The sequence below is a fragment of the Rathayibacter sp. AY1A5 genome (assembly GCF_002930875.1).
Classification (GTDB): Bacteria; Actinomycetota; Actinomycetes; order Actinomycetales; family Microbacteriaceae; genus Rathayibacter.
On sequence record NZ_PSTM01000011.1, the window covers coordinates 18,516 to 32,182 of the forward strand.

Below are 13,667 nucleotides of genomic sequence, written 5' to 3' on the forward strand. Positions count from 1 at the left end.
CTACCCGGACGCCGCTCGACGGCGGATCGCCGGTCCGGGCGCTAGGCGCGGACCTGTCCCGCGCCGCGCAGCAGCCACTTCGCGCTGGTCAGCTCGGGAAGGCCCATGGGGCCCCGAGCGTGCAGCTTCTGCGTCGAGATGCCGACCTCGGCGCCGAACCCGAACTCCCCGCCGTCGGTGAAGCGGGTGGAGGCGTTGACCATCACGACCGCGGAGTCGACCTCGGCGAGGAAGCGCTCGGCGCTTCGGAGGTCGTTCGTCACGATCGACTCGGTGTGGTGGGTGGAGTACCGGTCGATGTGGGCCATCGCGGCCTCTAGGTCGTCGACGATCGCGACGGCGACGTCGAGCGAGTAGTACTCCGCCGACCAGTCCTCGTCGGTGGCGGGCACCGCGTCGGGCCAGAGCGCCGCGACGCGCTCGTCGCCGTGCACGGTCACTCCCGCTTCCGCGAGCCGGCCGAGCACGGGCGGGAGGAGGCGCTCGGCGGCGTCACGGTGGACGAGGAGGGTCTCGAGGGCGTTGCAGGTGCTCGGACGCTGCACCTTGGCGTTGTGGACGATGTCCACGGCCCACTGCTCGTCGGCACTGGCGTCGAGGAAGACGTGGACGACTCCGGCGCCCGTTTCGATCACAGGGACCGTCGACTCGGTCACGACCGACTCGATGAGGCCCGCGCTCCCCCGCGGCACCAGGACGTCGACGTAGCCGCGCGCTCGCATGAGGGCCTTCGCGCCCTCGCGGCCGTGGTCGTCGACCGTCTGCACCAGCTCGGCGGGCAGCCCGACGGAGGCGACGGCCTCCTGCAGCAGCTCCACCAGGACGCGGTTCGTGTTCTCCGCGGCCGAGCCTCCGCGCAGGATCACGGCGTTCCCGCTCTTGAGGGCGAGCGCCGCGATGTCGATGGTGACGTTCGGGCGCGCCTCGTAGATCGCTCCGACCACGCCGAACGGGACCCGCACCTGGGTGAGGGAGGCGCCGTTGGGCAAGTTCGATCCCCGCACCGTCTGCCCGACCGGATCGGTGAGCCCGACGACCGCGACGACGGCGTCGGCGAGGGACCCCAGGCGCGCCGCATCGAGGCGGAGGCGGTCCTGCAGGCCCGCGCTCATCCCGCTCTCGCGGCCCCGCTGGAGGTCGAGCTCGTTCGCCGGGACGACGCGCTCGGCGCTCGAGCGTACCGCGTCGGCGATGGCGAGCAGAGCCCGGTTCTTGAGGTCGGTGGTCGCACTGCGGAGGGAGCGCGACGCGACGCGGGAAGCGGCGAACCGCTCGGTCAGCGCACTGCTGTCGGGGGTCGTCTGCGGCATCCGGCCAGTGTAGAGGCAGACGACCCCGGCGGCGGGAGTCAGCTCTCCTCGCCGGCCTCCGTGCCGTCGCCCTCGTCGGCGACGCGCCAGACGCCGCCCTGGCGCTCGCGCTCGAGCTCCGCGCGGGCCTCGGCCTTGGCGTCCATCCGCTCGAAGTAGTCCTCGCGACGCTCGTTGCGGGTCTTGCGCCGGTTGTCCTCGAGGCGGAGGTCCGTTCCGCGGGGCGCGGTGATGAGCTCGGCCGTCGAGGTGAGGGTCGGCTCCCAGTCGAAGACGACGCCGTCGCCGGGGCCGATGACGACGGTGGAGCCGGCGACCGCTCCAGCCGAGAACAGGCCGTTCTCGACTCCGAGCTTGGCCAGGCGGTCGGCGAGGAAGCCGACGGCCTCGTCGTTCGTGAAGTCGGTCTGCGCGACCCAGCGCACGGGCTTGGTGCCCAGGACCCGGTACACGTTGCCGTACGAGCCGCCCTCGACCCGGATCTCGAAGTCCTTCTCGTCCACGGCGCGGGGGCGGATGGTGATGCGCTCCACCCGCGGCACGGCGGCGAGCTCGAGGCGGTGCTTCTCGACGATCTCGGCGAGGGCGAACGTCAGCTGGCGGAGTCCCGAGTGGCTGACCGTCGAGATCTCGAACACGCGGTAGCCGCGGCCCTCGAGGTCGGCCCGGACGAAGTCGGCCAGCTCCTGGGCCTCGGGCACGTCGACCTTGTTGAGCGCGATCAGCTGCGGCCGCTCGATCAGCGGCACCTGTCCGTCGCCGACGGGGTACGCCGCCAGCTCCCCGAGGATGATGTCGAGGTCGGTCAGCGGGTCGCGGCCGGGCTCGAGCGTGGCGCAGTCGAGCACGTGGACGAGCGCGGTGCAGCGCTCGACATGGCGGAGGAACTCCAGGCCCAGGCCCTTGCCCTCGCTCGCGCCCTCGATGAGACCGGGCACGTCGGCGACGGTGAACCGCGACTCCCCCGCCTGCACGACGCCGAGGTTGGGCGCGAGGGTCGTGAACGGGTAGTCCGCGATCTTCGGCTTGGCCGCCGAGATCGCCGCGACGAGGCTCGACTTGCCCGCCGAAGGGAACCCGACGAGCGCGACGTCCGCGACGGTCTTCAGCTCGAGGACGACGTCGCCCTCCCAGCCCGGCGTGCCGAGCAGCGCGAAGCCGGGCGCCTTGCGCTTCGTGGTGGCGAGCGAGGCGTTGCCGAGCCCGCCCTGCCCGCCCGGAGCGATGACGAACCGGAGGCCGGGCTCGTCCATGTCGATCAGCTGGTCGCCGTCCGGCGACTTGACGACCGTGCCGACCGGGACGGGGAGCTCCATGAGCTCGCCGTTCCCGCCCGCGCGGTGGTCGCCCATGCCGGGACCGCCGTTCTCGGAGCTGCGGTGCGGGTGGCGGTGGTAGGCGAGCAGCGTCGTCGTCTGCGGGTCGGCGACGAGGACGATGTCGCCCCCGTGCCCGCCGTTGCCGCCGTCGGGGCCGGCGAGCGGCTTGAACTTCTCGCGACGGACGGAGACGCAGCCGTTGCCGCCGTGGCCGGCACGCAGATGCAGCGTGACGTTGTCGACGAAGGTGACCATGGTGTGAATCCGTCCGTGAGTGCGTGCGGCGCCGGGATGCCGGCGCCGGGGGGCTGTGCCCCGGTAAACGCGCAAGGGGCGAGCCGAAGCCCGCCCCTTGCGTCCTGTGCCTGTGCGGCCGAGGAGGTCGACCCTACTGGGCGGCCGCCACGATGTTGACGACCTTGCGGCCGCCCTTGCTGCCGAACTCGACAGCGCCCGCCGAGAGGGCGAACAGGGTGTCGTCGCCACCGCGTCCGACGTTCGCGCCGGGGTGGAAGTGGGTGCCGCGCTGGCGGACGATGATCTCGCCCGCGTTCACGACCTGGCCGCCGAAGCGCTTGACGCCGAGACGCTGCGCGTTCGAGTCGCGACCGTTGCGAGTGGAGCTCGCGCCCTTCTTGTGTGCCATTTCTCATCTCCTCGAGACCGGGGGGCCGCAGCCCCGTGCTGTTGCCCTGCAGTGCGATGGCTCGCTCCGCAGGTCAGCTCAATTCCTTTGCAGGACTACTTGATGCCAGTGACCTTGACGCGCGTGAGGTCCTGACGGTGCCCCTGGCGCTTCTTGTAACCGGTCTTGTTCTTGAACTTCTGGATGATGATCTTCGGACCACGGAGGTCCTCGAGCACCTCGGCGGTGACGGTGACGCCCGCGAGGGTCGCCGCGTCCGAGGTGATCGACTCACCGTCGACGAGCAGCACGGCAGGAAGCTGCACGGTGCCGTTCTCGTCGGCCTTGACGCGGTCCATCGTCACGATGGTGCCGACCTCGACCTTCTCCTGCCGACCGCCGGCGCGCACAACTGCGTAAACCACTTCTCGTACCTGTTTCTCGTCTGGACGGAGCGGAGGCCTCGTCCGGGGCTTGTAGGGACGGGGCTGAGCCCCGGTCTTCCGGTTCGTACCCGTCTCCTCACGACACGAGGGAACCGGCACCGCGGCCCACGCCCCGTGAGGGGCGGAGCGACAACGGAAATCTGCGTGAGCACATGGATCGCGCCACACCAACGGTCAAGAGTACGGGATCCGCGCTCCACGGTCAAACGCACACGACTGCGAAGCCGTGTCCACCCGACCGGCGACCCCGTCACGATAGTCGAGGAGGAGGCGCGTGGACGGACGGCGCGCCGCCTACGATCGGGGAATGGCCATCCTCGTCGACGCCGCGCGCTGGCCGGCGCACGGCCGGCTGTGGGCGCACCTCGTGAGCGACGTCTCGCTCGAGGAGCTCCACGACTTCGCGCGCCGTCTCGGCGTGCCCGAGCGCGGCTTCGACCTGGACCACTACGACGTGCCCGAGGAGCGGATCGACGAGCTCGTCGCCGCGGGCGCGGTCCTCGTCGGCGCGCGGGAGCTGGTCGAGCGGCTGAGGCGGAGCGGGCTCCGCGTCCGCGGTCGCGACCGGGACGCCGAGAGGGCCCGGCGCCGGCTCTCGCCGGGCACCGGGCCCTCCTGACACCGGGTCGCGCTACTGGTCGGCGCGGCGCGGGGTCTGCTCGGGGATGACCGCGACTCCGGTGAGCGCGGCCGTCGTGACGCGGCGGCTCTTCGCACGGCCCTGGCCGGGCTGCTTCGGGGCCGGCAGAGCGTCGAGCACGGAGTCGAGCAGGTGCTCGGCGACCTCGCTGCGGACGCGGCGCGGAGGCGTGACCGGCGCGATCGGGATGTCGAGGATCGGCGCGGCAGCGGCCGGCTCGATCTCCTTCTCGACCGGGGTCTCGACGGGAGCCGGCTCGACGGCCGCCGTCTCGGCGGCCTCCTGGCGCGGCTCGCGGTCGCGGCTGCGACGACGGCGCTCACCCCGGGCGGGACGCTCGCCGCGACGGCTCGGCTCGGACGGCTGCTCCTCGGGTGCCGTCGCGGACTCCTCCGGCGCCTGGGCCTCGACGGTCTCGGCGGCGTCCTCGACCAGCGCGGCCGCCTCCTCCGCCGCCTGGCGCACGGCCTGGGGGTGGATGGTGCTGGCGGCGATCTGCGCGAGCGCGTTCTTCGCGTCGTCCGTGATGGCGTGGGTGCTGATCGGCTTGGTCGCCGGCGCGCCCTGCCCGTTCTGCCCGCCGTTCGAGCGCCCGGAGGCGGCGGGCTGCTGCTCGCCGCCCTTGCCCCGGCGGCGCTGCTCCTGCTGCGGAGCGGCGGTCGACCGGTGCTTGAGCACGGGGTCGTGGTGGACGATGACGCCGCGCCCGGCGCAGATCTCGCAGTTCTCGCTGAAGGTCTCGAGCAGGCCCAGGCCCAGCTTCTTGCGGGTCATCTGCACGAGGCCGAGCGAGGTGACCTCGGCGACCTGGTGCTTCGTCCGGTCGCGGCTCAGGCACTCGACCAGGCGGCGGAGCACGAGGTCGCGGTTGGACTCGAGCACCATGTCGATGAAGTCGACGACGATGATGCCGCCGATGTCGCGCAGGCGCAGCTGGCGGACGATCTCCTCGGCCGCCTCCAGGTTGTTCTTCGTGACCGTCTCCTCGAGGTTCCCGCCCGAGCCGACGAACTTGCCGGTGTTGACGTCGACCACCGTCATCGCCTCGGTGCGGTCGATCACGAGCGAGCCGCCGCTGGGCAGCCACACCTTGCGCTCCAGCGCCTTCTCGATCTGCTCCGTGATGCGGAACTCGTCGAACGCGTCCTTCTCACCCGTGTAGACCTCGACGCGCTCGAGCAGATCGGGTGCGACCTGGCTGAGGTAGAGCTCGATGGTCTCGCGGGCGTCGTCGCCGGCGATGACCATCTTCTCGAAGTCCTCGTTGAAGACGTCGCGGACGATCTTGATCAGCAGGTCCGGCTCGCTGTGCAGGAGAGCGGGAGCCTGCCCGGTCGCGGCCTTCGCGCTGAGAGCCGTCCACTGCGCGGTCAGGCGCTCGACGTCGACGGTCAGCTGCTCCTCCGTGGCGCCCTCGGCCGCGGTCCGGACGATGACGCCCACGTTCTCGGGCAGCACCTCCTTGAGGATCTTCTTCAGGCGGGCGCGCTCGGTGTCCGGGAGCTTCCGCGAGATGCCGTTCATCGAACCGTTGGGCACGTAGACGAGGTAGCGGCCGGGGAGCGAGATCTGGCTCGTGAGACGGGCGCCCTTGTGGCCGACGGGGTCCTTCGTGACCTGGACGAGGACCCGGTCGCCGGGCTTGAGCGCGAGCTCGATCCGGCGGGGGCCGCCGGCGTTGTTCGCGGCGTCCCAGTCGACCTCGCCGGAGTAGAGCACGGCGTTGCGCCCGCGTCCGATGTCGACGAAGGCGGCCTCCATGCTCGGGAGGACGTTCTGCACGCGGCCGAGGTAGACGTTGCCGATGAGCGACGCCTCCTGCGAGCGGGCGACGTAGTGCTCGGCGAGGACGCCGTCCTCGAGCACGCCGATGCGGATGCTGTCCTCCTTCGAGCGGACGACCATGACGCGGTCGACGGCCTCCCGGCGGGCGAGGAACTCGGACTCGGTGACGACCGTGCGGCGCCGGCCGGCGTCGCGGCCGTCGCGGCGGCGCTGCTTCTTGGCCTCGAGGCGGGTCGAGCCCTTGATGCGCTGCGGCTCGGTGATGAGCTCGGGCTCGCGGGCCTCGCGCTGCTCGCGCGGCTGGCGGACCCGGACGACGGTGTTCTCGGGGTCGTCGGAGCCGGACCTCTCGCTCTCGCCGCTGCGGCGGCGCGAGCGGCGGCGGACGGAGCCCTGCTCCTCGGCCGGGCTCTCGCGCTCCTCCTGGACGCCCAGCGGCGCACCGCGGGGAGGCAGCGGAGCCAGCTCGACGTAGTCGGGCAGGACCGGCGCCTGGAACAGCAGCGACGGGCTCGGCAGTGCGGGCCGTCGCGGCTCCTCCTGCTCGGCACCCGGGGTCTGCGGCAGGGCGTTGAAGAACACCGCGCCCGTCGACGTCGACGGCTCGGCCGCCTCCGCGGCGCTCCCGGTCTCGGGCAGCTCGGTGCCCTCGACTCCGGTCTGGTCGGTCTCGTTGCTGTCGATGATCGTCTCCCCTGTCGCTGGCGCGCTCGACTCGGTCCGCCGGCTCGCCCGGCGGCCACCGAAGAGGCGGCTGATCTTCCTGGCCCCGCTGCGGGGCTCGTCGCGGTCCGGATCGGATCCGCTCGTACTGTTGTCTTCCACCATTCCTGGTGCACTCCTCGGCCGGGTCGTCCGCCGCGTCGTCTTCCCGGATGCTTCTCTCGTGCGAGGGGCCTCGGCCCGCCGCGAATCCTTCCGCTCCCCCGGTCCCGTCGCGCTCGTGGCGCGGGACTCCGGTTGCAGCTGCACACTCGGAACTGACTATCCGACACGCGCTCCCCCGCGGTGCGACCTGCGGTCGACTCCCGGCGGAGCGGAGATCCGGCGCGTCCATTCGCGGAACGCTGTCGATCTCCTGTGGCCCGGTACTCGCCCGGTAAACCTTCTTCGCGTCGATGCGGGGTTCCCCGGACCGACGGCTCCGATTATCGCACGCATTCCCAGAGGCGCCGATCCGGCGCGTGCCATAATCCCCCGGTGTCCAGCGATCCCGGGGTGCGCGACGCCCCCACCCAGCAGCGCCCCGTCCTCTTCGCCGTCCTGCTGATCGTCCTCGGCGTGATCGGCTGGACCGCCGCCTTCGCCCTCACGAACGACAAGTTCGCCGCTCTCGAGAACCCGGATGCGGGCCTCGGCTGCGACTTCAGCCTGCTCGTGCAGTGCAGTGCGAACCTGAACTCGGCGCAGGGCGCGGTCTTCGGCTTCCCGAACCCTCTCATCGGCCTGGCGGCCTGGATCGCGCCGATCGTGGTGGGGCTGGGCCTGCTCGCGGGCGCCCGGTTCGACCGGTGGTTCTGGGCGGCCTTCAACGTCGGCTTCCTGCTGGCCCTGGTGTTCGTGGGCTGGCTCATCGCGACGAGCGTCTTCGCGCTCGGAACGCTCTGCCCCTGGTGCATGCTCACCTGGGCCGTCGTCATCCCGGGCTTCTGGCTGGTGACGCTCCGCAACCTCCGTGAGGGCGTGTTCCCCGTCCCCGCCGGGGTGCGCCGCTTCGCCGGTGCCGCCTACGGCTGGGTCCCGTTCATCACGCTGCTCTGCTACCTGCTGATCGCGGTGATCGCGCAGGTGAGGCTGAACGTGCTCGCCTACCTCTGACGGACGTCGTCAGAGGCAGGCGGCCGAGGGGCTCAGGCGAACCAGAGGCCGAGCTCGCGCGCGGCCGACTCCTCGGAGTCGGACCCGTGCACGAGGTTCTGCTGGACCTTGAGGCCCCAGTCGCGGCCGAGGTCGCCTCGGATGGTGCCGGGAGCGGCCGTGGTCGGGTCGGTGGTGCCGGCGAGGGCGCGGAAGCCCTCGATCACACGGTCGCCCGCGATGCGCAGGGCGACGATCGGGCCGCTCTCCATGAACTCGACGAGCGGCTCGTAGAAGGGCTTGCCCTCGTGCTCGGCGTAGTGCGCGGCGAGCAGCTCGCGGTCGGCCTCGACGAGCTTCACGTCGACGAGGGAGTAGCCCTTCGCCTCGATGCGGCGGAGGATCTCGCCGGTGAGGTTGCGGGCGACGCCGTCGGGCTTGACGAGGACGAGGGTCTCCTGAGTGGCCATGGTTCAGCGGTCTCCTTCGGTGGGGTCGGTGGGCTCCGCCGCCCGGCGCGTCTGAGCGTCGAGGCGGGTGCCGGTCACCATGCAGTACGTCCACAGCGCCACGAAGGCGGCGCCGATCACGTACATGATCGGGACCAGCAGGCCCGAGGCCACGATAACGAACTGGAGCACCCAGCCGATGCGGAAGCCGACCGGCCGGTTCAGCAGGCCCAGAGTGGCGACGAGCGCGAGGCAGACCACCGCTCCCCCGACCAGCACGACCACGGGGTCGGCCGCCTTCAGCCCGAAGGCGACCAGGGTGGCGAGGAAGACGATGACCGCCTCGAAGCCGAGCACGATCGAGCCGAGGCTCTCCCGGACGGTCCGCGAGCGCCGCGGGCGTCCGGCCCTCACGCGCCCATCCAGTTCTCGTCGCGGGCCGCGGTGATCGTGCGGCCGACGAGGGTGATCGAGCCCGTGACCAGCAGGGCGCCCTTGTCGGTGCGCGCCGCGAGGACGCGACCGGCCGTGAGAGCACCCAGCGGGTCGTCGGCGACGCGGACCGCCTCCTCCGGGAACACGGTGCGGGCGAGCGCGGCGAGCTCCTCGGCGGGCATCGCCCGATCGCTCGGCGCCGTGGTCAGGATCAGCTCGTCCACCACGGGGCGGAGCTCCCGGAGGATCCCCTCGGCGTCCTTCTCGGCCAGCACGCCGAGGACGGCCGTCACGCGGTCGAAGTCGAAGTAGCGGCCGAGAGCGGCGGCGAGGGACGCGGCACCGTGCGGGTTGTGCGCCGCGTCGACGACGGTGCGCGGAGCGAGTCCGACGAGCTGCAGGCGGCCCGGGGAGGTCGCGGCGGCGAAGCCCTCGTCGAGGACGTCGCCGGTGAGCTCCTGCGTCCCGCCTCCCAGGAACGTCTCGACCGCGGCGACGGCCACGGCGGCGTTCTCGGCCTGGTGGTCGCCGAAGAACGGCAGCAGCAGCTGCTCGTACGTGGTGACGAGTCCCCGGACGGTGACGACCTGGCCGCCGACGGCGACGGTCGTCGACTCGACGTCGAACTCCGCCCCCTCGACGACGATCGTCGACTCGGTGGCCTCGGCCGCGTGCCGCAGCACCGCCTCCGCCTCCGGGACCTGCCTCGCGGAGACCACCGATGCGAGCGGCTTGACGATGCCCGACTTGGTGCGCGCGATCTCCTCGATCGTCGAGCCGAGGCGGTCGGTGTGGTCGAGGGCGATCGGCGTGAAGACGGCGACCTGCGCGTCGGCGACGTTCGTCGAGTCCCACTCGCCGCCCATCCCCACCTCGACGACGGCCACATCGACCGGCGCGTCGGCGAAGGCCGCGTAGGCCAGGACGGTGATCGCCTCGAAGAAGGACAGCGGCGCCTCGCCCTGCTCGGCCAGCTCGGCGTCGGTCATCCGCAGGTACGGCTCGACGTCCTGCCAGTTGTCGGCGAGGCTCCGGTCCGAGATCGGCTCTCCGTCGATGACGATGCGCTCGTTGAAGCGCTCGAGGTGCGGACTGGTGAACAGGCCCACCCGCAGCCCGTGGGCGCGCAGCAGGCTCTCGATCATCCGGCTGGTCGAGGTCTTGCCGTTGGTTCCGGCGATCTGGATCACCGGGTAGGCGCGCTGCGGGTCGCCGAGGATCTCGACGGCGCGCCGGGTCGGAGCGAGGCGCGGGCGGACGCTCGCCTCGCCCAGGCGCTCCAGCAGCGCGGCGTAGACGGCGTCGGCGGCCGCGCGGTCGGCGTCGTCCGGCTCGAACGGATCAGACATCGGCGGCCTCGACCTTCTCGACGCGGATGATGGCGGTGCCCGCGGGGCCGACGGCGATCGCGCCCTCGCCGCCCTCGAGAGCCGTGGTGAGCGGAGTGAACGCGCATCCGGTCGCGAGGGTCTCCTCCGCGATCCAGAGCGCGTGCGGCTCGAGCGCCTGCAGGCTCGGCTCGTCGAGCACGACCTCCAGGACGATGCGGTCGCTGACCTCGAACCCGGCCGCCTTGCGGGCGTCCTGCACCGCGCGGATGAGGTCGCGGGCGAGCCCCTCCGCTTCGAGCTCGGGGGTGGTCGCCGTGTCGAGGAGCACGAAGCCCCCGCGCGGGAGCAGGGCGATGGCGCGGTCGTCGCCGGCCGAGCCGCCGACCTCGAGCGTGAGCTCGTACTCGCCCTCGACCAGGTCGACGCCGCCGGCGGTGACGACGCCGTCCGTCTCGCTCCAGTCGCCGGCCTTGGCGGCCCTGATCACGGTCTGCACGCCCTTGCCGAGCCGGGGCCCGGCGGCGCGCGCGTTGACCGCGAGACGGGAGGTGACGCCGTAGTCGGCGGCGCTGGAGTCGACCAGCGGCACCAGCGACACCTCCTTCACGTTCAGCTCGTCGCGGAGGATCGCCTCGAACGGCGCGAGCTCGGCGGCGTCGGCGACCACCACGGTCAGGCGCGCGAGCGGCAGGCGGACGCGGAGCCCGGCCTGCTTGCGGAGGGAGAGCGCGGTGGACGAGATGCCGCGGACCGCGTCCATCGCGTGCACGAGCGCCGGGTCGGCGGGGAACTCGTCCGCCTCCGGCCAGTCGGTGAGGTGGACGCTGCGGCCGCCGGTGAGGCCCTGCCAGATCTGCTCCGTGACGAGAGGCAGGAGCGGGGCGGCGACGCGGCACACGGTCTCGAGGACCGTGTAGAGCGTGTCGAACGCCTCCGATCCGCGGCCGTCCTCGTCGACGCCCTGCCAGAAGCGGTCGCGGGAGCGGCGCACGTACCAGTTCGTCAGCACGTCGCTGAAGTCGCGGAGCGCGGCGGCCGCGAGCGTGGAGTCCAGCGCCTCGAGCCGGCCGGTCACGGTCTCGACCAGATCGCGGGTCTTGGCCAGCAGGTAGCGGTCGAGAACGTCCTCGGAGCCGGTGCGCCTGGTCGCCTCGTAGCCGCCGCCCGCCGAGGCGTTGGCGTAGAGGGAGAAGAAGTACCAGGTGCTCCACAGCGGCAGCAGCACCTGGCGGACGCCCTCGCGGATGCCCTCCTCCGTCACGACGAGGTTGCCGCCCCGGAGGACCGGGCTCGACATCAGGAACCAGCGCATGGCGTCGGAGCCGTCGCGGTCGAAGACCTCGGCCACGTCCGGGTAGTTGCGCAGCGACTTGGACATCTTCTGCCCGTCGTTGCCCAGCACGATGCCGTGGCTGACCACGTTGCGGAACGCCGGGCGGTCGAAGAGCGCGGTGGAGAGCACGTGCAGCGTGTAGAACCAGCCGCGCGTCTGCCCGATGTACTCGACGATGAAGTCCGCCGGGTTGTGGGTGTCGAACCAGTCCGCGTTCTCGAACGGGTAGTGCACCTGGGCGAAGGGCATCGATCCGGAGTCGAACCAGACGTCGAGGACGTCGCTGATCCGGCGCATCGTCGAGCGCCCGGTCGGGTCGTCGGGGTTCGGGCGGGTCAGCTCGTCGATGAACGGCCGGTGCAAGTCGTCCGGGCGCACGCCGAAGTCGCGCTCCAGCTCGTCCAGCGAGCCGTAGACGTCGATCCGCGGGTACTCCGGGTCGTCGCTCTTCCACACCGGGATCGGCGAGCCGAAGTAGCGGTTGCGGCTGATGGACCAGTCGCGCGCGCCCGAGAGCCACTTGCCGAACTGGCCGTCCTTGACGTTCTCGGGGACCCAGGTGATCTCCTGGTTGAGCTCCTCCATGCGGTCGCGGATCGCGGTGACGCGGACGAACCAGCTCGAGACCGCCTTGTAGATCAGCGGGTTGCGGCAGCGCCAGCAGTGCGGGTACGAGTGCTCGTAGCTCGCCTGGCGGAGCAGCCGGTGGCCCGCGCGCAGGAGCTGCGTGAGGGGCTTGTTCGCGTCGAAGACCTGGAGGCCGGCGACCTCGCTGATCTGCGGCAGGAAGCGGCCGCCGTCGTCGACCGAGATGATGACGGGGATGCCCGCCGCCTCGCAGACCTTCTGGTCGTCCTCGCCGTAGGCGGGCGCCTGGTGCACGATGCCGGTGCCCTCGCTGGTGGTCACGTAGTCGGCGACGAGGATGCGCCACGCGTTCTGCGTACCCCAGGCCTCGGTGTCCGCGTAGTGGTCCCAGAGGCGGTCGTAGCTGATCCCCTCGAGCTCGGAGCCGCGATGGGTGCGCGAGACGGCGGCCAGGGCCGACTCCGCGTCCGGATAGCCGAGGTCCTTCGCGTAGGCGCCGACCTGGTCGATGGCGAGCAGGTACTCGGCCGAGAGCTCGCGCTCCTCGGGCTCGCCCCTCCCGTCGGCCGCGCCGTTCGGGCCGGCGGGGACGACCGCGTACTCGATGTCGGGCCCGACGGCGAGCGCGAGGTTCGTCGGCAGCGTCCACGGCGTCGTCGTCCACGCGAGAGCGCGGACCGCCGTCAGCTGGAGCGCCTCCGCCGTCTCGCCGACCAGCGGGAACGTGACGGTGACCGTCTGGTCCTGGCGCATCTTGTAGACGTCGTCGTCCATCCGCAGCTCGTGGTTCGAGAGCGGCGTCTGGTCGCGCCAGCAGTACGGCAGCACGCGGTGGCCCTCGTAGGCGAGGCCTTTGTCGTAGAGCTGCTTGAACGCCCAGATCACCGACTCCATGAAGGTGGGGTCGAGCGTCTTGTAGTCGTCGTCGAAGTCGACCCAGCGCGCCTGGCGGGTGACGTAGTCCTGCCACTCCCCGGTGTAGCGCAGCACCGACTCCTTCGCGGCGGCGTTGAAGGCCGCGACGCCCATCTCCTCGATCTGGGACTTGTCGGTGATGCCGAGCTGCCGCTCCGCCTCGAGCTCGGCGGGCAGGCCGTGGGTGTCCCAGCCGAAGCGGCGGTGCACCTGCCGTCCGCGCATCGTCTCGAAGCGGGGGAAGACGTCCTTGGCGTAGCCGGTGAGGAGGTGCCCGTAGTGCGGCAGGCCGTTGGCGAACGGCGGGCCGTCGTAGAAGACCCACTCCGGCGCTCCCTCGCGCTGCCGGATCGACTCCTGGAAGGTGTCGTCCGCCTTCCAGTACGCGAGCACGCGCTCCTCGATCTCGGGGAAGCGCGGCGACGGGGACACTCCCCGGCCGAACGCGGAGCCCTCGGCGGGCTCGGCTCCGTGCGGGGTGGGCGGGGTCAGGGGGTAGGTCACGTGCGGTCTCCTGGCAGTGCTGCTGGTCTGCACGAGGACGGCCCGCCCGGATCTCAGACCCCGGGCCGGGTCGCGGTACCACCTCGCTTGGACCGGTCGGCCGGTCGCTCCCGGAGGAGTGCCCGCTGACGCGTTCCCACTCGATCGGCTGTCACGGGCCGCACCCGTCCGGGTCTACTGGGCGCAGGCC

The 13,667-nt window shown here is 71.8% G+C and carries 11 protein-coding genes; 2 read left to right on the forward strand and 9 right to left on the reverse strand.

Features of this window, described 5'->3' with window-relative positions; all coding sequences use genetic code 11:
• Nucleotides 1–41: 41 nt before the first annotated feature.
• From C5B98_RS09400 to rplU, 4 genes are all read right to left on the reverse strand, one after another.
• Complete coding sequence (locus C5B98_RS09400) at nt 42–1,310, reverse strand: glutamate-5-semialdehyde dehydrogenase (protein ID WP_104327683.1); 1,269 nt, start codon at nt 1,308–1,310, stop codon at nt 42–44.
• A gap of 38 nt (nt 1,311–1,348) precedes the next feature.
• Entirely contained in the window at nt 1,349–2,884 is a 1,536-nt protein-coding gene (obgE, locus tag C5B98_RS09405; RefSeq protein WP_104223681.1) for a GTPase ObgE, read from the reverse strand.
• Between the two features lie 133 nt (nt 2,885–3,017).
• Complete coding sequence (gene rpmA / locus C5B98_RS09410; protein ID WP_068209107.1) at nt 3,018–3,275, reverse strand: 50S ribosomal protein L27; 258 nt, start codon at nt 3,273–3,275, stop codon at nt 3,018–3,020.
• 95 nt (nt 3,276–3,370) lie between these two features.
• Entirely contained in the window at nt 3,371–3,679 is a 309-nt protein-coding gene (rplU, locus tag C5B98_RS09415) for a 50S ribosomal protein L21 (protein WP_104223682.1), read from the reverse strand.
• 328 nt (nt 3,680–4,007) lie between these two features.
• On the opposite strand from rplU, the gene C5B98_RS09420 reads away from it, so the two are divergent.
• Nucleotides 4,008–4,319, forward strand: a complete 312-nt coding sequence (locus C5B98_RS09420; protein ID WP_104223683.1) for a DUF4031 domain-containing protein — start codon at nt 4,008–4,010, stop codon at nt 4,317–4,319.
• Between the two features lie 12 nt (nt 4,320–4,331).
• On the opposite strand, the gene C5B98_RS09425 is transcribed toward C5B98_RS09420, so the two are convergent.
• Nucleotides 4,332–6,953 carry an Rne/Rng family ribonuclease gene (locus C5B98_RS09425; protein ID WP_104327684.1) on the reverse strand — a complete coding sequence of 874 codons (2,622 nt, stop codon included), beginning with the start codon at nt 6,951–6,953 and terminating at the stop codon, nt 4,332–4,334.
• Nucleotides 6,954–7,325: 372 nt separating this feature from the next.
• On the opposite strand from C5B98_RS09425, the gene C5B98_RS09430 reads away from it, so the two are divergent.
• Nucleotides 7,326–7,943, forward strand: coding sequence for a vitamin K epoxide reductase family protein (locus C5B98_RS09430; RefSeq protein ID WP_244230638.1), 618 nt, complete (start codon nt 7,326–7,328; stop codon nt 7,941–7,943).
• Nucleotides 7,944–7,975: 32 nt separating this feature from the next.
• Here C5B98_RS09430 and ndk read toward each other — a convergent pair whose 3' ends face one another.
• Genes ndk through ileS form a run of 4 tightly spaced genes read right to left on the reverse strand, consistent with a single transcriptional unit; the run spans nt 7,976 to nt 13,477 of the window.
• Nucleotides 7,976–8,392, reverse strand: a complete 417-nt coding sequence (ndk, locus tag C5B98_RS09435) for a nucleoside-diphosphate kinase (protein ID WP_104223686.1) — start codon at nt 8,390–8,392, stop codon at nt 7,976–7,978.
• A gap of 3 nt (nt 8,393–8,395) precedes the next feature.
• The gene (locus C5B98_RS09440; protein ID WP_104262805.1) at nt 8,396–8,785 is read right to left on the reverse strand and encodes a DUF4233 domain-containing protein; all 390 of its coding nucleotides are present in this window, start codon (nt 8,783–8,785) and stop codon (nt 8,396–8,398) included.
• Complete coding sequence (locus tag C5B98_RS09445) at nt 8,782–10,155, reverse strand: folylpolyglutamate synthase/dihydrofolate synthase family protein (RefSeq protein ID WP_104327685.1); 1,374 nt, start codon at nt 10,153–10,155, stop codon at nt 8,782–8,784. The genes C5B98_RS09440 and C5B98_RS09445 overlap by 4 nt, the downstream gene beginning before the upstream one ends.
• Nucleotides 10,148–13,477, reverse strand: coding sequence for an isoleucine--tRNA ligase (gene ileS, locus C5B98_RS09450; protein ID WP_374953055.1), 3,330 nt, complete (start codon nt 13,475–13,477; stop codon nt 10,148–10,150). Before ileS ends, C5B98_RS09445 begins: the two co-directional genes overlap by 8 nt.
• Between the last annotated feature and the right edge of the window lie 190 nt (nt 13,478–13,667).

Excerpts from the sequence above, each read along its gene's own strand:
- C5B98_RS09400 (WP_104327683.1), bottom strand. The coding sequence starts at position 1,310 with ATGCCGCAGACGACCCCCGACAGCAGTGCGCTGACCGAGCGGTTCGCC.
- rpmA (WP_068209107.1), bottom strand. The coding sequence starts at position 3,275 with ATGGCACACAAGAAGGGCGCGAGCTCCACTCGCAACGGTCGCGACTCG.
- obgE (WP_104223681.1), bottom strand. The coding sequence starts at position 2,884 with ATGGTCACCTTCGTCGACAACGTCACGCTGCATCTGCGTGCCGGCCAC.
- ndk (WP_104223686.1), bottom strand. The coding sequence starts at position 8,392 with ATGGCCACTCAGGAGACCCTCGTCCTCGTCAAGCCCGACGGCGTCGCC.
- C5B98_RS09445 (WP_104327685.1), bottom strand. The coding sequence starts at position 10,155 with ATGTCTGATCCGTTCGAGCCGGACGACGCCGACCGCGCGGCCGCCGAC.
- C5B98_RS09420 (WP_104223683.1), top strand. The coding sequence starts at position 4,008 with ATGGCCATCCTCGTCGACGCCGCGCGCTGGCCGGCGCACGGCCGGCTG.
- C5B98_RS09425 (WP_104327684.1), bottom strand. The coding sequence starts at position 6,953 with ATGGTGGAAGACAACAGTACGAGCGGATCCGATCCGGACCGCGACGAG.